A 21,926-nucleotide genomic window follows, 5' to 3' on the forward strand; every position below is an offset into this window, starting at 1 on the left:
TCTTCCTCCTCGGTCAGTTCGCCGCGACCGGCAAGCCCAGCGCGTGGCGCACCTTGCCCTCTGCCGTGGTCGGCGGCTCGAAGGGGTTGATGGTGCTTTTCAGATGGCCGTCGGGGCCCATCAGGAAGATGGCGGCGTTGTGCTCCATGGCGTACTCGCCGGGATGGGCATCGGGTGGTAGCGGCGCGCCATCAGCCGACACCTTGCGGTAGACGACCTTGTAGCTGGCGGCGGCCCCGGCCACCTGGGCGGGGGTGCCGGTCAGCGCCGCGATGTGCGGGTTGAAGTTGGCCATGTAGTCCTTCAGCACCGCCGCCGTGTCGCGCGCCGGGTCCACGGTGATGAACAGGCCCTGCACCCGGTCGGCGTCGGCGCCCAGCCCGTCCAGGATGACGCTCATGGAGGCGAGGCCCGTGGGGCAGACATCGGGGCAGTTGGTGTAGCCGAACATGACCATCAGCGTCTTGCCGGCATAGGTCTTGTCCGTCACCGCCCGGCCGTCCTGATCCACCAGATCGAAGGGGCCGCCGATGCTGGCCAGGGTGGGCACGGCCGGGTCCTGGGACGCCGGGTGGCCCAGGAAGCCCCAGGCGCCGATGGCGATGGCGGCCAGCACCAAGGCGGGGGCCGCCCAGCGAACGACGGGGGAGCGGCGGCGGGCGGTCTGGCGCGGCATGGTCGTTCTCAAGGCAACCGAAGGGCGTCGGCATTTGGAACCGTGCCGCGCGTCCGGTCAAGAAGCTAGCTTGCGGCCTGCTCCAGCCACAGGGTATCCAACGGTCTGGACGACCCGGCGCGGGGCCAGCGGCCCCCAGACGCCCGCTATTGAGGATGCCGCCATGGCCAAGGACTATATGCCCCCGTCGGATTTCCTGCGGGACCTGATCGACGAGGATGTGGAGATCGAAGCGGACGATGAGGCCACCATCGCCCGCCTGCTGACCCTGTTCCGCGACGCCGACGCCGCCAACCGCGATTGGGCGGTGTTCCTGCTGGGCCAGTCGGAGGCCGACACCAAGGCGGTGCGCGCGGCCCTGGTCGCCGCGCTGGACGATGCCGACGACGGCGTGCGCGCCGAGGCCCTGGTGGCCCTGGCCCAGCGCGATGGCGATCTCGCCCGCCCCCATGTGCTGGAGGCGCTGAGCGCCGAGAGCGTCTATCCCACGCTGTTCGAGGCGGCGGCGCTGTGCGCCCACCCCGACCTGATCAAACCCCTGCGCGGCTGGCTGAAGGCCACCGGCGACAAGGAAGTGGACCAGCTGGTGGTGGAAGCGGTGGCCGCGTGCGAGGCCAGCGCAAAATAGAGGTTTAGGCGCAAGCGGGCCGCCGCCAGGCGCCTGAGGGCGGAAGAACTAATCCTCCACGCTGTCCTCCACCGCCCGGGGCATGGCGGCATCGTCGCCGCCCCGGGGCAGCAGGGTGGTGATGGCCGGGCGCGCGTCCAGCAGGCCGGCGGCGCGCAAATCGTCCACGCCGGGCAGGTCGCGCAACGATTCCAAACCGAAATGATCCAGGAACGCCGGGGTGGTCAGCCAGGTCAGCGGCCGGCCCGGCGTCTCCCGCCGGCGGCCAGGCTTGATCCAGCCCGCTTCCATCAGGATGTCCAGCGTGCCCTTGCTGGTGGCGACACCCCGGATGCTCTCAATCTCCGCCCGGGTCACCGGCTGGTGATAGGCGATGATGGACAGGGTCTCCACCGCCGCGCGCGACAGGCGGGACGCCACCTCCGTCTCCCGTTGCAGCAGGGGGGCGAGGTCTGGGGCGGTGCGGAAGGCCCAGCGGCCGGAGGCGGCCATCAGGTGCACGCCGCGATGGCTGTAATGGGCCTGCAACTCGGTCAGCAGGCCGCGCAGGTCGGCGCCCTCGCCCAGGCGCGCGGCCAGGGCGGCCTCCTCCACCGGCTCGGCCGAGGCGAACAGCACCGCCTCCACCAGGCGCAACTGTTCGGCGCGGCGGTCGAAGCCGTCTTCGGTCTCACCGGCAGGCACGGGTGACGATGTTTCGGCGGTCATGGCTTCTTATCCGTGATCTCGGCGGCGGGCGCGTCCACGCGGCGGACGTACAGGGTGCCAAAGGTGCCGTCCTGCCGCACCTCCAACTGGCCGGCCTTGGCCAGTTCCAGCGTGGCGACGAAGGTGGCGGCCAGGGCGGAGCGGGCCTTCAGCTTGTCTTCCCGGCTGCCGCCACCGCGCCAGTCGGGCGGCAGGAAATGGTCCAGGCGCGTCCAATCCGGCAGGCGGCCCAGCATCGCCTCCACCCGGCGGATGGCGTCCTCGATGGTGAACAGATCGACGGGCGGCAGGTGCAGCGGCCCGGTCTTCTGCTGCCGGCGCTTGATGTCGCCATAGGCGCGCAGCAGGTCATAGAGCGTCACCTCAGTCACCCGCCGTTCGAACACCGGCAGGTCCTCGGGCGCGCCACGGGGGAAGATGTCGCGCCCCAGGCGGGGGCGGGCCATCAGGCGGGCGGCGGCGTTCTGCATCGCCTCCAGCCGCTGCAACTGGAAGGCCAGGGCCTGGGCCAGTTCCTCGCCGGTCGGCTCCTCCGTTTCGGGGGATGGCAGCAGCAGGCGGGACTTGAGATAGGCCAGCCAGGCGGCCGTCACCAGATAGTCGGCCGCCACCTCCAGCCGCAGGCTGTGCGCCGCCGCGATGAAGGCCAGATACTGCTCCGCCAGCGCCAGGATGGAAATGCGGGTGAGGTCGACCTTCTGGTCGCGCGCCAGGGTCAGCAGCAAGTCGATGGGGCCTTCGAACTCCCCCAGATCGACCAGCAGGGCGGGTTCCCCATCAGCCAGGTCGGCCGTGGTGGTGGCACCCCATTCCTCATCCTGCCCCTTGGCGTCGGCCATCAGTTCAGTCCCGTCACCTTCATCAGCACGTCGTACAGCAGGGCCACGGGCACGCCCACCAGCCAGCGCATGGGGTTCAGGTTGCCCAGGCCCATATGGTCGAACAGGTAGGGCAGCAGGAAGAACGCGGTCAGCAGGATCATCATGCCCTTGTCCTCCAGCGCGGCGAAGCGCTGGCCCAGACGTGGGGGCAGCAGGCCCGTCACCACCCGGCCGCCATCCAGCGGCGGGATGGGCAGCATGTTGAAGACCGCCAGGAACAGGTTGATCTGGATGCCCGCCGTCAGGTTTTGCCCCACCCAGGCCTGGCCCGCGCCGGGCAGGAAACCCACGACCTTCAGCAGCAGCAGGCAGACCAGGGCCAGCAGGATGTTGGTCATCGGCCCGGCCAGGGCCACCAGGATCATGTCGCGACGCGGCTTGCGCAGGTTGCGGAAATCGACCGGCACCGGCTTGGCCCAGCCGAACATGGCGCCGGTGCTCAGGAACAGGGCCGCCGGCAGGATGACGGTGCCGAAGGGGTCGATGTGCTTGGCGGGGTTGAAGCTGACCCGCCCCAGGCGATAGGCGGTCGGGTCCCCCAGCTTCATCGCCACCCAGCCGTGGGCGGCCTCATGCATGGTGATGGCGATGATCATCGGCAGGGCGATGACCGTCAGGGTAAGGGCCAAGTCTTGAAGAGTGGTGATGTCCAAGGGGTCAGTCCCAATGTCCGGCGAGATCGGTGAGGCGCGCGCGCCAGGCGGCGACGGCGGGCGCATCGGCGGCGGCGGAAACCCGGCGGCCTTGCGCGCGGGCCCAGCGGGCCTGCGCCTCAGGCGTCAGCGGCGGCATCAGCGCCGCCACGGCGGCCATTTCCGCCACCGTGCCATTGCAATGCAGGGCCACGTCGCAGCCGGCGGCCAGCACGGCCACGGCCCGTTCCGCCACCGTGCCCGACAGCGCCTCCATGGCCAGATCGTCGCTGATCAGCAGGCCGTCGAAGCCGATGCGGCCGCGCACGATGTCCCGGATCACGGTGGGCGAGATGCTGGAGGGGCGGTCGGCATCCACCGCGGTGAACAGGATATGGGCCACCATGCCCAGCGGCAGGTCGGCCAGGGCCTTGAACGGCGCGAAGTCGATGGCGTCCAGCGTCGCCAGGTCCGCCGTCACCCGGGGCAATTCCTTGTGGCTGTCAGCCAGGGCCCGGCCGTGGCCCGGCAGGTGCTTCACCACCGGCAGCACGCCCCCGGCCATCAGGCCGTTGGCCTGGGCCTGGGCCAGCAGGGCCACCCAGGCCGGATCATGGCCGAAGGCGCGGTCGCCGATGACGTCGTGGGCACCCGCCTGGGGCACGTCGGCCACGGGCGCGCAATCGACATCGATGCCCAGCGGCGCCAGGGTGGCGGCCAGCAGCCGGCCGTGCAGCCAGGCTGCCTCCTGCGCCAGATCGGCGTCGGCGATGGCCCCCACCCGGCCGGCCGGCGGCAGGGACGGCCAGTGCGGCGGGCGCAGGCGGGCCACCCGCCCCCCCTCCTGGTCGATCAGGATGGGGGCGTCGGGACGGCCGACACTGTCGCGCAGGGCGGTGGTCAGGGCCGCCACCTGCTCCGGCGTCTCGCAATTGCGGCGGAACAGGATGAAGCCCAGCGGGTTGGTCGCCGCGAACAAGGAGCGTTCGGCCTCGGTCAGGACCGGGCCGGTGCAGCCGAAGATGATCGCGGCTGGTGCGGGGGAGAGGGGCATGATGGTCACCGTCAGCGCACGGGAATGCAGCCGTCCTTAGCCGCCTTCACCGCCTCGCAGATGCGTTTCGCCTGGGCCTCGTCAACCGGCCCCGACTGGACCCGGTAATAGATGCCCTTGGCGCCCAGGTCGGCCTTCACCAGCCGCAGGCTGAGCCCCCCCAGAACGGCGGCATGCTTGCGCTGGATGCGCTGCAACTCCGTCTGGGCCTGGCCCTCCGACGGGATGGAGGCGAACTGCAGCTTCACCGTTCCGCCGCCAGCGGCGACCGGCGCGGCGGCGGGCGGCGGCGGCGGAACGGGCTTCTCGACCGGTTTGTCGGCTGGCTTGGGCGCCGGCGGCACCAAGGATGTCGGTGGTGCTGTCACGGCCGTCGTCTGGGGCGACGGGGCCGGCGGCACGGCGGGCTTGGCGGCCGGCTGGGCCGCTGGCGCCACGGGCCTCGTCTCCGCCGGTGCTGGCGGCAACACTGTGGGCGGCAACACCGTGGGCGGCTGGACGGTGGGAGCGGATGCGGGCGCCGTCTGCGCCGGGGCGGCGGCTGGGGCCGGCGGCGACGGCGGGTCGGCGACAACGGGCGGCGGCGGGGCCTTGGGCCGCTCCATCGGCGCCTCCGGCGGCGGCAGCAGGCGCTCCACCCCCGGTTCCGTCTTGTTCTCGCCGCGCAGGCGGTCGTAGATCAGCCGGTCCTGGTTGGGCACTTCCATCCCGCCCGGCGTTTCCGGCTTCACCTTGGTCGGGCCGGGATCGGCATGGATGATAGGGGCCACCGCCTCCGTCCCCGCCCGCTGGCCCTGGGTGTAGACGAAATAGATCAACGCGCCGAAGGAACCGACGGCCGCCACCACGACGCCCAGGCTCAACAGGCCACGCCGCCGGGGGGCGGGCTTGCGCCGCCCCTGCCAGTCGTATCCCGGATCGTAGTCGTAGTCGGGGTCGCCGTGATGGTCGTGCATGTCACTCATGGATCAGCGCAACTCCTCGGCCGGAACCACGCCCATGATGGCGAGGCCGGACGCGATGACCAGCGACACGGCGGTCACCAGGGCCAGGCGGGCCCGGGTCAGTGCCTCGTCGCCCTCGATGATGAAGCGCAAGGTGGTGTCGTCCTTGCCCTGGTTCCACAGGCCGTGGAAGGCGGCGGCCAGTTCCTGCAGGTAGTAGGCGACGCGGTGCGGCTCATGCGCGTCCGCCGCCGATTCCACCGTGCGCGGCCAGTTCAGCATCAGACGGACAAGGTCGACCTCCGCCGTGGAGGCCAGGCCGTCGAAGGAGACGCCCGCCAGGGCCGGGGCCGACAGGTCCCAGTCCGGGTGCAGGCTGGCCGCCTGACGCAGGACGGAGCGGCAGCGGGCATGCGCGTACTGCACGTAGAAGACGGGGTTGTCCTTGGACTGTTCCGTCACCTTGGCGTAGTCGAACTCCAGCGTCTGGTCGTTGCGCCGGGTCAGCATGATGAAGCGCACCACGTCGCGGCCCACGGCGTCCATGACGTCGCGCAGGGTGACGAAGGTGCCGGCGCGCTTGGACATCTTCACCGGCTCGCCGTTCTGCAGCAGGGTCACCAGCTGGCACAGCTTCACGTCCAGCGCCGCCTTGCCGTCGGAGATGGCCTTGGTCGCCGCCGTCATACGCTTGACGTAGCCGCCATGGTCGGCACCCCAGACGTCGATCAGCACCGGGCAGCCGCGCTGGTACTTGTCGTAGTGATAGGCGATGTCGTTGGCGAAATAGGTCCACGACCCATCGGACTTCTTCAGCGGACGGTCGACGTCGTCGCCGAACTGCGTGGCCTTGAACAGGGTCTGGGGCCGTGGCTCCCAATCATCCGGCTTCTTGCCCTTGGGCGGCTCCAGCACGCCGGTATAGATCAGGCCGGCATCCTCCAGCGCCTTGAAGGCACGGTCGACGGCACCGTTCTCCACCAGCGCGCGTTCGGAGCTGAACAGGTCATGATGGACGTTCAGGGCCGTCAGGTCTTGCCGGATGCCGGCCATCATCTCGTCGATGGCGAAGGCGCGGACCTCCGGCAGCCACACCTCTTCCGGCACGTCGCGCCACTTGATGCTGTCGCGGTCGGCCAGGGCCTGGCCCACGTCCTTCAGATATTCGCCCGGGTACATGCCGGCCGGGATCTCGATGTCCGTCTCGCCCAGCGCCTCGCGGTAGCGCAGATGGGTGGAGCGGGCCAGCACGTCGACCTGGGCGCCGGCGTCGTTGATGTAATATTCCCGCGTGACGCTGTAGCCAGCCTTTTCCAGCAGGGCGGCCAGGGCGTCGCCGACGATGGCGCCACGGGCATGGGCGGCGTGCAGCGGGCCGGTGGGGTTGGCGGAGACGTATTCCACATTGACGTGGATGCCGTTGCCGACGGTGCTGGCGCCAAAGCCCACACCCGCCGTGAGGATATCCGCCAGGCGGGCGCGCCAGTAGCTGGCCGCCACCCGCAAATTGACGAAGCCGGGACCGGCGATGGTGACCTCGGTCACGTCCGGCAACGCCCGCAGGTGGGGGGCCAGCGCCTCGGCGATGGCGCGTGGCGGCTTGCCGGCGGGCTTGGCCAGCACCATGGCGGCGTTGGTGGAGATGTCGCCATGCGCCGCCTCACGCGGCGGTTCCACCGTCACGCGGGAGAGGTCCAGCCCGGCGGGGATGCCGCCTTCGGCCGCCAGAGCCTCCAGCGCGCGACGGACCAGGGCTTCGAATTCCTTGTAGACGTTCATGGCGATCAGACCGGCAAATCCAAAAGAGATACGTTCACCGATCCATGGTGACCGGCGGTGCGGCACCATACAAGGTTCCAACCGTTCAGGTCACGGGTGGAGTTGGGAGGGCAGATCCGCCGGGCCGACGTCAGGCCAGCGGATCGGGACCGAAGCGGTTGTCGCCACGCTTGCTTGGCATGAATGCAACCTGCGCCATTACCCAGTATTCTCCGAGAAAGGGGACACCGCCGAGCAGGAGGTACCAAGCGCTGAAATTGCGGTCGTGCATGCGTTTGACTTGGACCGCGAATCCCGGCCACGCGGAAGCGATGAGCAGGAAGGCCAGCGCCGCGCCGGCCACGGCGTTGTGCCCGGACCCATCCGCCGTCAGCCATCCAATGACCACCACGGCCAGGAACGAGCCAATCCAGGGCAGTTGGTATTTCAGCCAATATTCGCGCCGCGTGACGCGGCCCTGGATGGAAAACAGGAACCACGGCCAGGTAAAGGGCCGACGGTGCCGCCGGACAGGCATAAGGCGCCCCTCCTCAACGAACTCCACCTCCGCTCCCACTGCGGGCGGCGCCACTCCCAGCCACTGGTCCTGGGCGAAATCGACGCGCGTACCATCAGGGGTGGCCACCGAGCCCTTGCCAGTCACTTCATCGAATTCAAGAATCTTTCCCCGCATCCCCATCTCCAAGCACAACCGGACGCATCCGATTTCCGCCAGTTTCGCCCTATGGCGGCGTAGGAAGCAAGACCACCCCCCGCTGGCGGACTACCCCGCGATCAGCTGCGCCTGGCGGATGGCGAAGCGGTCGGTCATGCCGGCGACATAGTCCAGCAAGCCCTGCGCCCAGCCCGCCCGCTCATAGGGCAGCAGCCGCGACTCAGGCATGGTTTCCAGCAGGGAGGCCCAGCGGCGGGGCAGCTTGGCGCCAGGGCCCAGCTTTTCCCGGCCCAGCAAGGCCTCGCCATAGGCGTCCAATAGGGTGGTGATGGTGCGGGCGGCGATGATGTCGGTCTCGCACCGCTGTTGACCGCGATAGATGCGCTCGTGGCTCACCTGTTCGATCTGGCGCAGGGCGGGGGCACGGGCGGATAGGGTCAGCAGCGGCTTGCAGAACTCCCCGGCCATCAGGCTGGGCAAGCGGTCCAGGAAGATTTCCGCGGCGTCGCGCACCAACCGGTCGATCGCCTGGGCCCGCAGGAAGATCAGCTTGCGGTCCTCATCCTCCAGCGTCTTGTAATCCGCCTCCCAATCCTTGGTCTTGTCGTCGCGGATGAAGGCCAGGAGCAGATCCTCGGCATGCTCGAAACTCAGCATACGCATCTTGGCCGCGTCCTCGATGTCCACGACATGGTAGCAGGCGTCATCGGCCGCCTCGACCAGATAGGCCAACGGGTGGCGGCACCAGGCGCCGGGGCCCGTCTCAACCAATCCCACCTCGGCGGCGATCTCAGCGAAAACCTCCTGTTCGCTTTCGAAAAAGCCGTACTTGCGCTTGTGCGGCCGCTTCACCGGTCCGCCCGGGATCTCCACGCCCCAAGGATACTTGGCGCCGGCCGCCAGGGTCGCCGCGGTCAGCTGCAACCCCCCCACCCCGCGCCACCCCTGCAGCCGGGTCAGCACCCGGAAGCCCTGGGCGTTCGCCTCGAATTTGCACAGTTCGGCCTGGTGGACCTCGCTCAGCCCCTCGCGGATGCGACGGCCGGTGGCGCTGTCGGCGAACCAGTCGGAAATGATGTCCTCGCCCGTGTGGGCGAAGCACGGTGTGCCGACGTCATGGGCCAGCGAGGCGGCGGCCACGACATGGCCGATGTCGGCGGGGGTCGCCTTCAAGGGGTAGGCGATGCTGCCCAGGATGGCCGGCCCCACCCACATGCCCAACGACCGGCCCACCCGCGCCGCCTCCATGGAATGGGTCAGGCGGGACCGCACATAGTCCGATCCGCCGATGCCGTGCACCTGTTGCTTGTCCGCCAGGCGGCGGAAGCTGGTGGTGAAGGTGATGCGGTCGATGTCGATCTCATAGGCGCTGCGATGCGGCAGTTCGGGGTCGGCCGTGGTCTTGGCCAACCGCTTGCGCGACAACAGGCTGTTCCAATTCATCATCGCCGCATACCTCATGCCAGACCCGTGCGGGCACCGAATGGTTCCAGGTCCTTTGACGGATCGGGTCGGAGCGCCTACATACTATGGGCGTTACAGAGGAACGTGGTCCCTGTCCAGCCGCCTTTTTACCGGAGACGTGGGCGCGGGTACTACATTCTACAACCGGAAAGACCCGTCGATGACCGTCACCGACACCACCCCGACCGAGACGTTCGCCCCGCCCCCCGCCCGCGCCATGAGCCTGAGCGCCAGCGCCGCCAAGCGTGTGCGCAAGCTGGCGGAGATGGAGGGCGGCCCCCACTTCATGATGCGCCTGACCGTGTCGGGTGGCGGCTGCTCCGGTTTCCAATACGGCTTCAGCTTTGACGACACCACCACGGACGAGGACCACGTGTTCGAGCGGGAGGGCGCCAAGCTGGTGGTGGACGACACCTCGCTGGACCTGCTGGCCGGCGCCGAGGTCGACTTCGTCGAGGAACTGGCCGGTTCCTACTTCAAGATCAACAACCCCAACGCCAGCTCCTCCTGCGGCTGCGGGCAGAGTTTTTCTCTTTAAGCTTTCCCTCAGACGCCGGGCGCGGCCATCCGGCGCTTGGCTATCCTCCCTTTTCAGTCCGCTGACGCTCCCCGAAAAGGTCCGGCGGAAGCGGTCGCGTCCTAAAGCGCCGTCGGGCTGATACCCTGCTCGCGTTGACCGGGGCTTCGCTCTATGGTGCGCCGGAATTGCCCATTAGAGAGCCCCTGATATGCGCATCGCCACCTGGAACGTGAACTCGGTCAAGGCCCGCCTGGCCAACGTGACCGGCTGGCTGGACAGCGCCAAGCCGGACGTCGTGCTGTTCCAGGAAATCAAGTGCGAGACGGCGGCCTTCCCCCTGCAGGCTTTCCAGGATCTGGGCTATCACTGCGCCGTGGTCGGGCAGAAGGCCTACAACGGCGTGGCCCTGCTCTCCCGCCAGCAGCCGCATGACATCATCACCCGCCTGCCGGGGGAGCCCGAGGACGAACAGGCCCGCTATGTCGAGGCCACGGTGGGCGGCGTGCGCATCGCCAGCCTGTACCTGCCCAACGGCAACCCGGTGGGCACGGAGAAATATCCCTACAAGCTGCGCTGGATGGACCGGCTGAAGGCCCACGCCGCCACCCTGCTGGTGCAAGAGGTCCCCTTCGTCCTGGGCGGCGACTACAACGTCATTCCCGAGGCGCGCGACGTCTACGACCCGCAGGCCTGGATGACCGACGCCCTGTTCCGGCCCGAGACGCGCGCCAAGTTCCGTGAGATCACCCATCTGGGCCTGACCGAGGCCTTCCGCGCCGTGCACCCCAATGCCGAACGCGCCTACAGCTTCTGGGACTATCAGGCCGGCGCCTGGCCCCGCGACATGGGCCTGCGCATCGACCATTTCCTGCTGTCGCCCCAGGCCGCCGACCGCCTGGTGGGCTGTTCCATCGACAAGGGCCCGCGCGGCCAGGAAAAGGCGTCCGACCACACGCCGGTGGTGCTGGAACTGGCGGACTGAGATTTCTGTCCCCGCAATGGCGTGAACTGGTGTCTCACGCCATTGGCCCTACCCCTCCCGCTTGCCTGTCAGCAATTCCACGGGGCCGCTGAAGGGGTAGAGGAACTGGCGGAAGAAGCCGCCAGGGATGGGCTTCACCGTGCCGTATTTCTCTGGCCAACGGTCCTTGGGCTGATGATAGGTGCGGAACACCAAATCCCAGAAGGGCGTGTGGGCGCAATAGTTGCGGTCCAGCGCCTCCGCATCGGAGGCGTGATGCCAGTGGTGGAACTGCGGCGTCACGATGACGTAGCGCAGCCAGCCCAGATCCATGGCGATGTTGGAGTGGATCAGCACCGCCTGGATTGACACGAAGATCAGGTAGGCGAATACGGTATCCTGCGGGAAGCCCAGCAGGAAGATGGGCAGCAGGATCAGCGACCGGGTGATCAGCACCTCCAGCACGTGCAGGCGGGAGCCAGAGAGCCAGTCCATGTGCTGGGGCGAATGGTGGACGGCATGCAGGCGCCACAGCCACGGCACCTCATGATAGGCGCGGTGGCTGACATACTCCACGGCGTCGGCCGCCAGCAGCACCAGCAGGAAGCGCACCACGGCCGGCAAGGCCGTCACCTGCGCCTGCACCCAGCCGTTCACCGCCCAGCCGAACAGATCGTGCGCGAAGTGGTTGGAGATCAGCAGGAAGGCGCCAATCAACAGATGATTGACGGTGAAGTAACTGAGATCCAGTTGCCAGCCCTCGCGCAGCACCGGCTGGTCTGGTGCGACGCGGGGCAACAGGCGTTCCAGCAGGATGAAGGCGCTGCCGGTGAAGAACAGGTCCAGGACGAACCAGTCCAGCCCCACCCAGGTGCGGGCCTGATCGAAATCCTCATACGGCACATAGGGGCCGCCCAGGAACAGGGCCAACAGCACGCCGCAGATACCGATGATTCCCGCCCGCCGGCGACGATTCCGCACGCAATCGGCCAGCCCCAGGAACACGCCCACGCCCATGGACAGCGCCAAGGTGAGGCGCAGCAAGTCCATGTTGTAATGGGGCCGCAACTCCGGCGTCGTCAGCCAGGCGGGATAGCGCAGGCACAGAACGGCGGCGATGCTGAGCAGGCCGATGGCAAGGGAGATGGTGCCCGCGACCCTGCCCGCGACCAGCCTGGACCACAGCGTGCCCACGGTCCGCGACTTTTCCGGGGCCATGCCCGCCTCCTTCTCGATGGAATCAGCTAGCCCCCGACTCAATCAAGAACGCGGCAAGGATGCAACCGAAACGGTGTGAACGCCGCGTATCATGGACGCGCCACGGTGGGGCACATGATGGCGTGAATTGTCCCATCTTTGTCCGCCAGGGCCATTATCCCATGCTACGCTGCGGGCTAGCATCCAGGCCATCCCCCACCCCAGATGGCAGGAGACAGCCCATGGCCGCCACATCCGACACCGCCCTCATCGTCATCGACGCGCAAGAATCCTTCCGCCACCGGCCCTATTGGGTCCAGGCCGAGTACGACGCCTATCGCCCGCTCCAGCAGGATCTGGTGAACGCGGCCAAGGTCCGGGGCATCCCGGTGGTCCAGGTCTTCCATGTGGATGGGGAGGCGCCGTTCAGCCATGAGTCCGGCACCATCCGCACCCTGGACGGGCTGGACATCACCGCAGACGCCACCTTCCACAAGGCGCGGCACAGTGCGTTGGTGGGCAGCGGGCTGGATGTGTGGCTGATCAGCCAGGGCATCCGCCGCGTCGTCATCTCCGGCGTGCGGACGGAACAGTGCTGTGAGACCACGACGCGTCACGCCTCCGACCTGGGTTTCGACGTCACCTACGTGACGGAGGCGACGCTGACCTTCCCCATGACGGACGCCAAGGGACGGACCTGGGGCGTGGACGAGATCAAGGCCGCCACCGAACTGGTGCTGGACGGACGCTTCGCCCGCATCGCCACGGTCGCCACGGCCTTCGACGCCTGAGGGCCGCCGCATGACCGTTTCCACCGGCCCCGCGCGCACCCTGCCCGTCTATGTGGTGCTGCCGCCCAAGACCCTGTTGCTGGACGTGGCGGGGCCGGTGGAGGTGCTGCGGCGGGCCAACGTGGAACAGGACGGCCTGCGCTTCGCCGTCCGCTACGTCGGCCCGGCGGCATCGTTGGTCACCTCCATCGGCCTCAAGGTCACGGGCATCGAACCCTTGCCGGACGCCCTGCCGGCCGACGCCATGGTCCTCGTGGTCGGGTCGGTGGAGGAGATGATGGGGGACGATCCGCCAGACGCCGCGGATGTCGCCGCCGGCAACCAGGCCATCGTCGACTGGCTGCGTCGCGCGGTGGGGCCGGGCCACCGCCTGGTCTGCATCTGCGCCGGCGCCCTGCTGGCCGGGCGGGCGGGCCTGCTGGATGGCCGGCCCTGCACCACCCACTATAGCGATTGCGCCACCCTGGCCAGCCTGGCGCCCCAGGCGCGGGTGCTGGAAAACCGGCTGTATGTCGAGGATGGCCTGGTGGCGACCAGCGCCGGCGTTACCGCCGGCATTGATCTGATGCTGCATCTGGTGGCGGAGCTGGTGGGGCCAGCCGTGGCCCTGGCGGCGGCGCGCGCCCTGGTGGTCTACCTGCGCCGGGCGGGCGGTGACCCGCAACTGTCCGCCTGGTTGGAGGGGCGCAACCACGTCCACCCGGCGGTGCACCGGGTTCAGGACGCCATCGCCGCCGATCCCGCCCGGCCCTGGACGCAGGAAACCCTGGCGGACGTGGCCGGGGCCAGCCCCCGCCACCTGTCACGCCTGTTCAACGATCATACCGGGATGACGCTGCCGGACTATGTCAATCGGCTGCGGGTGGCGCTGGCGGCCCAACTGCTGGGCCACACGCGGCTGGACATGGAAAGCGTGGCGGAGCGTGCCGGTTTCGCCTCAACCCGCCAGATGCGGCGCGTCTGGCGAAGCTATCATCCAACGTCCCCCAAGGCCGCCCGTGGCGCCCACGGGACTATGCCCGACCACCAATAAAGGCCCGCCCCTCGATAAGGGGAACGACGATGGACGGGGATCAGAAGCTGTGGATACGGGCCACCGCCAATTGCTCACCGGCGTAGGCCTGGCGACTGGCCAGGCAGGCGTTCAGATGGTCGGCGCGCTGGGCGCCCTGTTCGAGCCCGGGGAAAAGGTCGGACGCGGACTGCGCGCAGCTGGAAAAGGCGGGATTCTCATCGGCCACCTGGACATAGTCATGGTCCGGCGCGCCGCTGCAGGCGGCGATGGGCAACAGCACGCCCAGGGTGGGCAACAGGCGGCCGGGCAACAGTCTGCGCACCCAATGATTGATTTTCCGGGCCATGGCGTCATCCTCGAATTTCAGCGTCGTTCCGTATCGGAAGGTAGCGGAGGGCGACGCGGTCGGGAGTGACGACCGTCATAAAGGCGTCATTACACGGGCATAGGGGGGCCCCGCCTCCTGCATGACGGGGCCGGGCCTGTTATCCCTGCGCGTCCTGGTGGGTGCGCCAGGCGTGCGTCAGGCGGACGAAGCCCGCCACCTCAATCTCCTCCGCCCGCGCGGTGGGGGCGATGCCGGCAGCCTCAAGCAGCGGTTCCGGCTGGGGCACCAGGCCCCTGAGGCCGGCGCGCAGCATCTTGCGCCGCTGGTTGAAGCATGCCGCCACCACCCGCTCCATATCCTTGAAGGACGGGGCGTCGGGCGGCAGGACGCGCGGGGTGATGTGGACCACCGAGGACATGACCTTGGGTGGCGGGGAAAAGGCCTGGGGGGGAATGTCGAACACCAGCTTAGGCACGGCCAGCCACTGGCTCATCACCGCCAGACGGCCGTAATCCTTGGTGCGCGGCGTGGCGACGATACGGTCCACCACTTCTTTCTGGAACATCAGCGTCAGGCTGCGGAATTCCTGGATCTGCCGCAGCCAGCCCACCAGCAAGGGCGTACCCACGTTGTAGGGCAGGTTGGCGACGATGGCGCGGGGGCTGGGGGCGATGGCCGTCATATCGACCTCCAGCGCGTCGCCCTCCACCAGGGTCAGGCGACCGGCCGCCGCTTCCACCACATCGGCCAGGGCCGCCACGAAGCGGCTGTCCCGCTCCACGGCGATCACCGCCTTGGCGTCGCTTTCCACCAGGGCGCGGGTCAGGCCGCCGGGGCCGGGGCCCACCTCGATGACGGTGACGCCGGCCAGGTCGCCGGCGGCGGCGGCCACCCGCGCGGTCAGGTTCAAATCCAGCAGGAAGTGCTGGCCCAGCGCCTTGCGGGCCCCCAGGTCGAAACGGGCGATGACGTCGCGCAGCGGCGGCAGATGGGCAAGGCTGGTCATGGGGACTTCTTGAATGAAAGGGATGTCAGGTCGCGAGCGCCCGCCGCCGGGCCAGCCGGTCGGCGGAGAGCAGCGCCGCGACCAGGCTGGACGGGCTGGCCTTGCCCGTACCCGCCAACGACAGGGCCGTGCCGTGGTCGGGGGAGGTGCGGATGAAGGGCAGGCCCAGCGTGATGTTGACGCCGGTGTCGAAATCCAGGGTCTTCAGCGGGATCAGGCCCTGGTCATGGTACTGGCAGATGACCGCGTCGTAGGTCGCCCGCGCGCCGGCGTGGAACAGGGTGTCGGCGGGCAGCGGACCGGTGACGGCCAGCCCCTCCGCTTGCAAGGCGGCCACGGCCGGGGCGATGATCTCGATCTCCTCCCGCCCCATGGCGCCGCCCTCGCCCGCATGGGGGTTCAGCGCCGCCACGGCCAGGCGCGGCCGGGCGATGCCGAAATCGCGGCGCAGGGCCTGATACGTCACCCGCGCCGTGTGCAATAGCACGTCCTGGGTCAGCAGGCCGGCCACATCCTTCAGCGCCACGTGGATGGTGGCCAGCGCCACGCGCAGGCCACCGCCTTCCAGCAGCATGATGGGCTCGTCCGTCAGCCCGGCCAGATGGGCCAAGTATTCGGTGTGACCCGGATGGCGAAAGCCGGCGGCGTAGAGGCTGCTCTTCTGGATGGGGTTGGTGACCATCGCCGCCGCCCGCCCCTGCCGGACCAGGCTTACCGCCCGGTCGATGCTGGCGATCACGGCGCCGCCATTGGCCGGATCCGGCCGGCCGGGCACGACGACGGCGGGAAGATCCTGGCGCAGCACCGGCAGGGCGTCGCCGAAGACGCCCGCCGCCTCCGCCGGCGTCGCGATCTCCCGCACCGGCACGTCGAGGCCGGTGGCCGGGCCCAGGGCGGCCAGGCGGGTCGGATCGTCGATCAGGAAAAACGCGGGCAAGCCGCGTTCCCGCCGCAGGCGCCAAGCCATCAGCGCGATCTCACCGCCGACGCCGGCCGGCTCCCCCATGGTCAGGGCCAGGGGCGGGACGATCGAGGCGGTTGGCGCTGTCATGGGAGCGGATACGGGGGGCGCGTGACCGCCCCCCGCCCTTCAGCTGCGGATGTCGATGGTGGCGGCCCGCCGCAGATCGCGCAGGTTGCGCCGCTGTAGCATGTCCATGCGCTCGCCACCGATGATGTTGGCCACCTGGTCACGCGGCGGGGCGCTGCCCTCCGGCACCTTGCGGTCGCACACCATCAGCAGCATCAGGCCGGCCTGGGTTTCCAGCGGATCGGTCGCTTGGCCCACGCCCAGCCGGCCGATCAGCTTGGCGACATCGCCGGGGATGTCACCCAGGCGGGTCATGGCCTGGGCACGGGTGGTGGCTCCGGGCAGATTGGCCTTGGCGGCGGCGGCCAGGGCCTCGCAGCTGTGGGAGTTGTCGCCAACCTTCTTCACGGTTTGGCCCAGGGTCTGGACATCGGTGCCCGGCGGCACCGGCACCACCACCTGCCCCACCGCCACCTGGATGTCGTTGGGATCGCCGGCGGTCACCAGGCGCTCATCGCGGACCAGGAAGATGTAATAGCCCCCGGCGCCCCGCAGCGGAACGGAGACCTGGCCTGTCGGCAGGCGCTGCAGCGCACGGTCCAGCGCCGGCTCCAGCTGCCCTTGCTGCACCCAGCCCATGTCGCCGCCGGTGGCGGCGGTGGCGCTTTGCGAGAACTGCTGGGCGACGGCGGCGAAGTTGGCGCCATGGGTGATTTCACCCACCAGCTTGTCGGCCAGCTGGTGCGCGTCCTGGTCCAGCTTGGGATTGTCGACGGAGATGAAGATTTCCGTCAGCAGGTATTCCGGCTTGCCGGCGTTGGCGATGATGCGCGAGGTGCGGCTGTCAATTTCCTCATCGCTCACCTGGATGGTGGGGCGGATGCGGCGCTGCACCACCTTGTTCCAGGCGATGTTGGCGCGCATCTGCTCCTTCAGCGAGGAGACGGGGACGCCGCTACGTTCCAGCGTGGTGGCGAAGTCGTCCGGTGTGGCCGCCTTGTTCTGCTTGGCCAGGCGGGCGAATTCGCGATCAACCTCCTCGTCCGTCACGACCAGGTTGTTCTTTTTCGCTTCCTGAAGCTCCAGCTTCTCGTCGATCAGCAGGCGTAGAACCTGGGGCTTCAGCTTCTGCGCCACGTCCGGCGTGTCCGGCAGGCCGGTGTTGATGATGGCCAGGCGCATGCGTCCGGCCAGATCGGTCTGGGAAATGGCCTCGTCGTTCACCACGGCGACGATGCGCTCCTCCTGCTGCCCCATGGTGGGGACGGCGCGCGGGCCAGGCAGCGCCATGCCGCTGGGGGCCGCCGCCGCGCGGGGGCCGGCCAGCTGCGCCAGCGCCGGGGTGGCCAGACAAGTGGTCAGGGCCAAGCCAAAAACGAACGCGGCAGCGGCGGAACGGCGGGAGAGTTGGATCATCTGACCTTACCGAGAGAGCGAGGAACGGAACTTATAGTGCCAAGGATGGGCGAAGGCAAACGGGCCCCGCAGGGGGGGCGGCCAGGGCGGGCGGGCGCTCAGCCATCCTCCAGATGCAGCAGCGCCGCCGCCCCCAGCATCAGGCAGATGCCCGCCGGCGCCCAGGCGGCCAGGAACACCGGCAGCACGCCGCTGCGCCCCAGCGCCAGGATGATGTTCTGGCTGACATACAGCACCAGCGCTGTCACCAGCCCGGTGCCCAGCATCTGCAAGGTGCCCCCGCGGCGGGTGTGTCGCAGCGAGAAGGTGCCGGCGAGGAACACCATGGCGCAGAAGAAGGCGGGCACCGCCAACATCGACTCGTAGTACATGCGGTGGCGCACCGACGACAGCCCTGTCTGTTCCAGCGTCTGGATGAAGCTGGGCAACTCCCAGAAGGACAGGGTGTCGGGCTGGGCGAAGCTTTCCTGGATGCGCGCTTCCGTCAGGTCCGTCGGCAGGGCGATCACGTCGACATGCTGGGTGGGACGGCCTGGCCGGTTCATCCACGCGTTACGCAGGACCCATTGGCCCTTTTGCAACTCGGCCGTATCGGAATCCAGGCGCCCCACCGGAATCTGGTCGCTGCCGTTGAACAGCAGGATGGTGACGGTGCGCAGGTTCACCGGCTTGCCCGGCCCCACCTGTTCGGCATGGATCAGATAGTTGCCGTTCTCCCCCTCCTGCACCTGGCGCAGCCAGACGCCGGAGCGCGCCACATCCAGCGAGCTTTGCTGGCCGCGCAGATAGCGGCCCTCCAACTGCTCATACCGCGTCAGCATGGTGGCGAACACGGGGCTCAGCAGCGTGATGTTGATGATCCCGGCCAACAGCGCCGTCAGCAGCACCGGCGTCATGAATTGCCAGACGGAGATGCCGGCGGCGCGCACCACCACCAACTCCTGACTGCGGGTCATGCGGCCGAAGGTGTACATGGCACCCCCCAGGACGCCGAAGGGGAAGATCTGCTGCCCGATCTCCGGCAGCTTCAGGATGGCCATCCCCAGCACGATCTGGAAGGTGGCGTCGGTCTTGGCCGCCGCCCGGCGCAACAGCTCCACCGTGTCCAGCAGCAGGACCAGGGCCAGCATGCCGCCCAGGATGACAAGGAACCAGAACAGGAACTGGCGGGTGATGTAGACGGAAAGCGTGGGCGAGATACGCATGGGATCAGGCTGCCTTTCCGCCCAGGGGCCCCGGAGGGGCCGCGTGCCCGGGCCTGGCCCGGCTGAAGCGGCGCCAGTTCCGCAGATACCAGTAGCCGGCGACGACGGGTCCGATGCCGACCAGATACATCACGGCGTTGAAGGCTTGGGTCTTCACCGCCAGGTTGGAAATGCCCAGCATCATGGCCTGCAGCAGCATGCCGAAGACGACGGCCAAGGCGATGCGCCGGGCCTGGCCGCGGCGGGAAAATTCCCCCGACATCAGCGCCGTCAGGGCGATCATGGCGAAGGCTGGCGCCAGCAGGGGTGTCGCGAAGCGCTGATGCAGTTCCTGATTCAAACGGGGCCGCAATTGGGTGTCGGTTGGGTTGCCGGTGTCGAACAGCAGGTCGCTCAAGGGCCGTTCGCGGGGGTCGGGCCAGCGCGGCGCCTCCCCCGCGCTCAGCACCTTGAGGTCCACGGTGTAGCGTTTGAATTCCAGGTTGGAGGCATGACCGGTATCACGGTCATATTCCTGGCGCACACCGTCATAGACGATGACGCGGGGGCCGGCCTCGGCCGAAACCAGGATGCCGTGATCGGCGATGGTGGTGACGGGATGCTGCGGCTTGCTGCCGTCATAGATGATCAGGCCGCTCAGCATACCCTCCGCCCCGCGCTGACGGACATACACGGTCTTGCCCTCGCCCACGTCGTTGAACATGCCCTCACGCAGCAGGACCGAGGAATAGTCGGTCCGGATCTCCTCCCGCAGGCGCACGAACTCCCGCTGGGCCGCTGGCGCCAGGAACAGGTTCAACAGCAGGCAGAGGAACAGCACGGCGGCGGACAGTTGCAGGGCGGGCCGGGCGAGTGTGACCGGCCCCATACCGGCGGCGCGCATCACCACCAACTCGCTGTCCAGCGTCAGCCGGTTATAGGTGAACAGGGTCGCGATCAGCACGCCCCAGGGCATGACCAGCGCCAGGAAGGTGGGCAGCGTCGAGAACGCCAGGCGCAGGAACATGCTGATCGGCGCGCCGCCTTCGACCACGAGCTGGATCAGGCGCAGGGATTGCGTCATCCAGATGGTCGATGACAACCCGGCCGTGATGAAAACCATCGCCACGACGAGGTTGCGCGACAAATACCGGCCGATCAGGTTCATCGTGCTCCACAACACCAAAAGCGGTACCGCACCGGCGGACCGGGCCACTATAGGGTCCCACACTTTGGCGAAACCAGGGCACTTTGCCCCAGGCCCCGAAGCGGGGCAGCCGTGCGGACCCCGCCCAACAGGCAATGGCACGGCTGTTCTTATCGACTCCCGTCTCTGGAAACAACCGCCAGGGACATCGGGGCTGGATTTCCAGCGTTGACGTACAACATTGAGAAATCCTGTATAGGAGTTCAAACGCCATAAAGGCGAAGCCATCCGGACGGGCTTGGCGCCAGGGGCGCCACCGTCCAAAGGGACGACCAAGAGAGGCAAGATGAAGATCGCGTACGCCCAACCCGCCCTGCCGCAATCCGGCATGCTGGCCATCACGGTGTCGCAGGGGCGCGGGCTGGGCAGCCTGGGCGCCGAACTGGACCAGAAGACTGGCGGCGCGCTGGCCCGCGCCATGGAAGCGGGCCGCTACACCGGCAAGGCGGATGAGACGCTGACCGTGCTGGCCCCCGCCGGCACCGAGTATTCGCGCGTCCTGCTGGTGGGCATCGGCCCGGCGGAGAAGGTGACCGACCTCAGCGCCCAGTCCCTGGGCGGCACGGTCGCGGCGGCCCTGGCCCGCGCCGGCGACTCCGACGTCACCCTGGTGCTGGACGACCATGCCGGCCTGGTGCTGTCGGTCGCCGCCTTCGCCGCCAACGTGGGCTTTGGCGCCCGCCTGCGCTCCTACCGTTTCGACAAGTACAGGACCAAGGAGCCTAAGGACCAGAAGCCGACGCTGAAGAAGCTGACGCTGGCCACGGCGGAACACGCCGCCGCCAAGAAGGCCTACGGCAAGCTGGAGAAGGTCGCCGACGGCGTCTTCCTCACCCGCGACGTGGTGTCCGAGCCGCCGAACGTCATCTATCCGGAAACCCTGGCCGAGCGCTGCCAGGCCCTGACCGACCTGGGCGTCGAGGTCGAGGTTCTGGACGAGAAGAAGATGGCCAAGCTGGGCATGGGCGCCCTGCTGGGCGTGGGCCAGGGGTCGTCCCGCCCGCCGCGCCTGGTCATCATGCGCTGGAATGGTGGCGACAAGAACGACGCTCCGCTGGCCTTCGTCGGCAAGGGCGTCACCTTCGACACCGGCGGCATCTCGATCAAGCCGGCCGGCGGCATGGAAGACATGAAGTGGGACATGGCGGGCTCAGGCGCTGTCATCGGCCTGATGGCGGCGCTGGCCGGCCGCAAGGCCAAGGCCAACGTGGTGGGCGTGGTGGCCCTGGCCGAGAACATGCCGGACGGCAACGCCCAGCGCCCGGGCGACGTCGTCACCTCCATGTCCGGCCAGACCATCGAGGTTCTGAACACCGACGCGGAGGGCCGCCTGATCCTGGCAGACGCCCTGTGGTACACCCAGGCGACCTTCAAGCCCAAGTTCATGGTGGATCTGGCCACGCTGACCGGCGCCATCATCGTGTCGCTGGGCAATGAGCATGCCGGCCTGTTCTCCAACAATGACGAACTGGCCCAGCGCCTGACCGACGCCGGCCAGAAGACGGGTGAAACCCTGTGGCGCATGCCGCTGGGGGCCGCCTATGACAAGGACATCGACTGCGACGTCGCCGACATGAAGAACATCGGCAGCCCCGGCAAGGCCGGCAGCATCATCGGTGCGGTCTTCCTGCAGCGCTTCGTCAACGACGTGCCGTGGGCCCACCTAGACATCGCCGGCACCGCCTGGGCCAAGAAGGACGGCGCCACCGTGCCCAAGGGGGCCTCGGGCTACGGTGTCCGCCTGCTGGACCGGCTGGTGGCCGACCACTATGAGGGCTGATGGCCCTAGTGGCTGACAAGGGGAGCTGACTGGGGGCTGACATCAGTCCACCCAGTCAGGGTAAGATCGG

General features: G+C 68.5%; 22 protein-coding genes. 6 read left to right on the forward strand and 16 right to left on the reverse strand.

The window, feature by feature from the left end; translation table 11 throughout:
* Window positions 1-13: 13 nt before the first annotated feature.
* Window positions 14-676 carry an SCO family protein gene (locus tag FHS74_RS08970; RefSeq protein ID WP_184799579.1) on the reverse strand — a complete coding sequence of 221 codons (663 nt, stop codon included), beginning with the start codon at window positions 674-676 and terminating at the stop codon, window positions 14-16.
* Between the two features lie 163 nt (window positions 677-839).
* On the opposite strand from FHS74_RS08970, the gene FHS74_RS08975 reads away from it, so the two are divergent.
* A complete protein-coding gene (locus FHS74_RS08975; protein WP_184799581.1) occupies window positions 840-1,304 on the forward strand; it encodes a HEAT repeat domain-containing protein in 465 nt (154 codons plus the stop codon).
* A 48-nt stretch (window positions 1,305-1,352) separates the two neighbouring features.
* On the opposite strand, the gene scpB is transcribed toward FHS74_RS08975, so the two are convergent.
* The 8 genes from scpB to dgt all read right to left on the reverse strand — a co-directional run bounded on the left by scpB (window position 1,353) and on the right by dgt (window position 9,403).
* Entirely contained in the window at window positions 1,353-2,012 is a 660-nt protein-coding gene (gene scpB, locus FHS74_RS08980; protein ID WP_184799586.1) for an SMC-Scp complex subunit ScpB, read from the reverse strand.
* On the reverse strand, window positions 2,009-2,851 hold the full coding sequence (locus FHS74_RS08985; protein WP_184799588.1) for a segregation and condensation protein A: 843 nt from the start codon (window positions 2,849-2,851) through the stop codon (window positions 2,009-2,011). Before FHS74_RS08985 ends, scpB begins: the two co-directional genes overlap by 4 nt.
* Entirely contained in the window at window positions 2,851-3,546 is a 696-nt protein-coding gene (locus tag FHS74_RS08990) for a site-2 protease family protein (protein ID WP_246463010.1), read from the reverse strand. The genes FHS74_RS08985 and FHS74_RS08990 overlap by 1 nt, the downstream gene beginning before the upstream one ends.
* A gap of 4 nt (window positions 3,547-3,550) precedes the next feature.
* A complete protein-coding gene (gene nagZ, locus FHS74_RS08995; RefSeq protein ID WP_184799592.1) occupies window positions 3,551-4,579 on the reverse strand; it encodes a beta-N-acetylhexosaminidase in 1,029 nt (342 codons plus the stop codon).
* 11 nt (window positions 4,580-4,590) lie between these two features.
* The gene (locus tag FHS74_RS09000) at window positions 4,591-5,544 is read right to left on the reverse strand and encodes an SPOR domain-containing protein (RefSeq protein WP_184799594.1); all 954 of its coding nucleotides are present in this window, start codon (window positions 5,542-5,544) and stop codon (window positions 4,591-4,593) included.
* A 3-nt stretch (window positions 5,545-5,547) separates the two neighbouring features.
* Entirely contained in the window at window positions 5,548-7,302 is a 1,755-nt protein-coding gene (argS, locus tag FHS74_RS09005; RefSeq protein ID WP_184799596.1) for an arginine--tRNA ligase, read from the reverse strand.
* A gap of 130 nt (window positions 7,303-7,432) precedes the next feature.
* Window positions 7,433-7,975 carry a DUF805 domain-containing protein gene (locus tag FHS74_RS09010; protein ID WP_184799598.1) on the reverse strand — a complete coding sequence of 181 codons (543 nt, stop codon included), beginning with the start codon at window positions 7,973-7,975 and terminating at the stop codon, window positions 7,433-7,435.
* A 90-nt stretch (window positions 7,976-8,065) separates the two neighbouring features.
* Entirely contained in the window at window positions 8,066-9,403 is a 1,338-nt protein-coding gene (gene dgt, locus FHS74_RS09015; RefSeq protein WP_246463011.1) for a dGTP triphosphohydrolase, read from the reverse strand.
* Window positions 9,404-9,581: 178 nt separating this feature from the next.
* Between dgt and erpA the strand changes: the two genes are divergently transcribed.
* Window positions 9,582-9,959: an iron-sulfur cluster insertion protein ErpA gene (gene erpA / locus FHS74_RS09020; RefSeq protein WP_184799602.1), complete on the forward strand. Its 378-nt coding sequence runs from the start codon at window positions 9,582-9,584 to the stop codon at window positions 9,957-9,959.
* Window positions 9,960-10,149: 190 nt separating this feature from the next.
* On the forward strand, window positions 10,150-10,923 hold the full coding sequence (gene xth / locus FHS74_RS09025) for an exodeoxyribonuclease III (protein WP_184799604.1): 774 nt from the start codon (window positions 10,150-10,152) through the stop codon (window positions 10,921-10,923).
* A 48-nt stretch (window positions 10,924-10,971) separates the two neighbouring features.
* Here the strand turns inward: xth and FHS74_RS09030 are convergent, their stop codons facing one another.
* The gene (locus FHS74_RS09030; protein ID WP_184799606.1) at window positions 10,972-12,120 is read right to left on the reverse strand and encodes a sterol desaturase family protein; all 1,149 of its coding nucleotides are present in this window, start codon (window positions 12,118-12,120) and stop codon (window positions 10,972-10,974) included.
* 221 nt (window positions 12,121-12,341) lie between these two features.
* On the opposite strand from FHS74_RS09030, the gene FHS74_RS09035 reads away from it, so the two are divergent.
* Together FHS74_RS09035 and FHS74_RS09040 are read left to right on the forward strand one after the other, a co-directional pair.
* A complete protein-coding gene (locus FHS74_RS09035) occupies window positions 12,342-12,890 on the forward strand; it encodes an isochorismatase family protein (protein ID WP_184799608.1) in 549 nt (182 codons plus the stop codon).
* A 10-nt stretch (window positions 12,891-12,900) separates the two neighbouring features.
* On the forward strand, window positions 12,901-13,923 hold the full coding sequence (locus FHS74_RS09040) for a GlxA family transcriptional regulator (protein ID WP_184799610.1): 1,023 nt from the start codon (window positions 12,901-12,903) through the stop codon (window positions 13,921-13,923).
* A gap of 40 nt (window positions 13,924-13,963) precedes the next feature.
* Here the strand turns inward: FHS74_RS09040 and FHS74_RS09045 are convergent, their stop codons facing one another.
* The 6 genes from FHS74_RS09045 to lptF form a co-directional block, all read right to left on the reverse strand.
* Window positions 13,964-14,251, reverse strand: coding sequence for a hypothetical protein (locus tag FHS74_RS09045; protein WP_184799612.1), 288 nt, complete (start codon window positions 14,249-14,251; stop codon window positions 13,964-13,966).
* Between the two features lie 139 nt (window positions 14,252-14,390).
* Complete coding sequence (rsmA, locus tag FHS74_RS09050; protein WP_184799614.1) at window positions 14,391-15,239, reverse strand: 16S rRNA (adenine(1518)-N(6)/adenine(1519)-N(6))-dimethyltransferase RsmA; 849 nt, start codon at window positions 15,237-15,239, stop codon at window positions 14,391-14,393.
* Window positions 15,240-15,264: 25 nt separating this feature from the next.
* Window positions 15,265-16,290 (reverse strand): 4-hydroxythreonine-4-phosphate dehydrogenase PdxA, encoded by a 1,026-nt coding sequence (pdxA, locus tag FHS74_RS09055; protein ID WP_184799616.1) that lies wholly within the window; start codon window positions 16,288-16,290, stop codon window positions 15,265-15,267.
* Between the two features lie 39 nt (window positions 16,291-16,329).
* Window positions 16,330-17,685: a peptidylprolyl isomerase gene (locus FHS74_RS09060; protein WP_184799618.1), complete on the reverse strand. Its 1,356-nt coding sequence runs from the start codon at window positions 17,683-17,685 to the stop codon at window positions 16,330-16,332.
* 98 nt (window positions 17,686-17,783) lie between these two features.
* Window positions 17,784-18,890, reverse strand: coding sequence for an LPS export ABC transporter permease LptG (lptG, locus tag FHS74_RS09065; RefSeq protein WP_184799620.1), 1,107 nt, complete (start codon window positions 18,888-18,890; stop codon window positions 17,784-17,786).
* Window positions 18,891-18,894: 4 nt separating this feature from the next.
* The gene (gene lptF, locus FHS74_RS09070; RefSeq protein WP_184799622.1) at window positions 18,895-20,037 is read right to left on the reverse strand and encodes an LPS export ABC transporter permease LptF; all 1,143 of its coding nucleotides are present in this window, start codon (window positions 20,035-20,037) and stop codon (window positions 18,895-18,897) included.
* A gap of 325 nt (window positions 20,038-20,362) precedes the next feature.
* On the opposite strand from lptF, the gene FHS74_RS09075 reads away from it, so the two are divergent.
* Window positions 20,363-21,856, forward strand: a complete 1,494-nt coding sequence (locus tag FHS74_RS09075; protein ID WP_184799625.1) for a leucyl aminopeptidase — start codon at window positions 20,363-20,365, stop codon at window positions 21,854-21,856.
* The last annotated feature ends 70 nt before the right edge of the window (window positions 21,857-21,926 follow it).

It is taken from the genome of Nitrospirillum iridis (assembly GCF_014205765.1).
Classification (GTDB): Bacteria; Pseudomonadota; Alphaproteobacteria; order Azospirillales; family Azospirillaceae; genus Nitrospirillum; species Nitrospirillum iridis.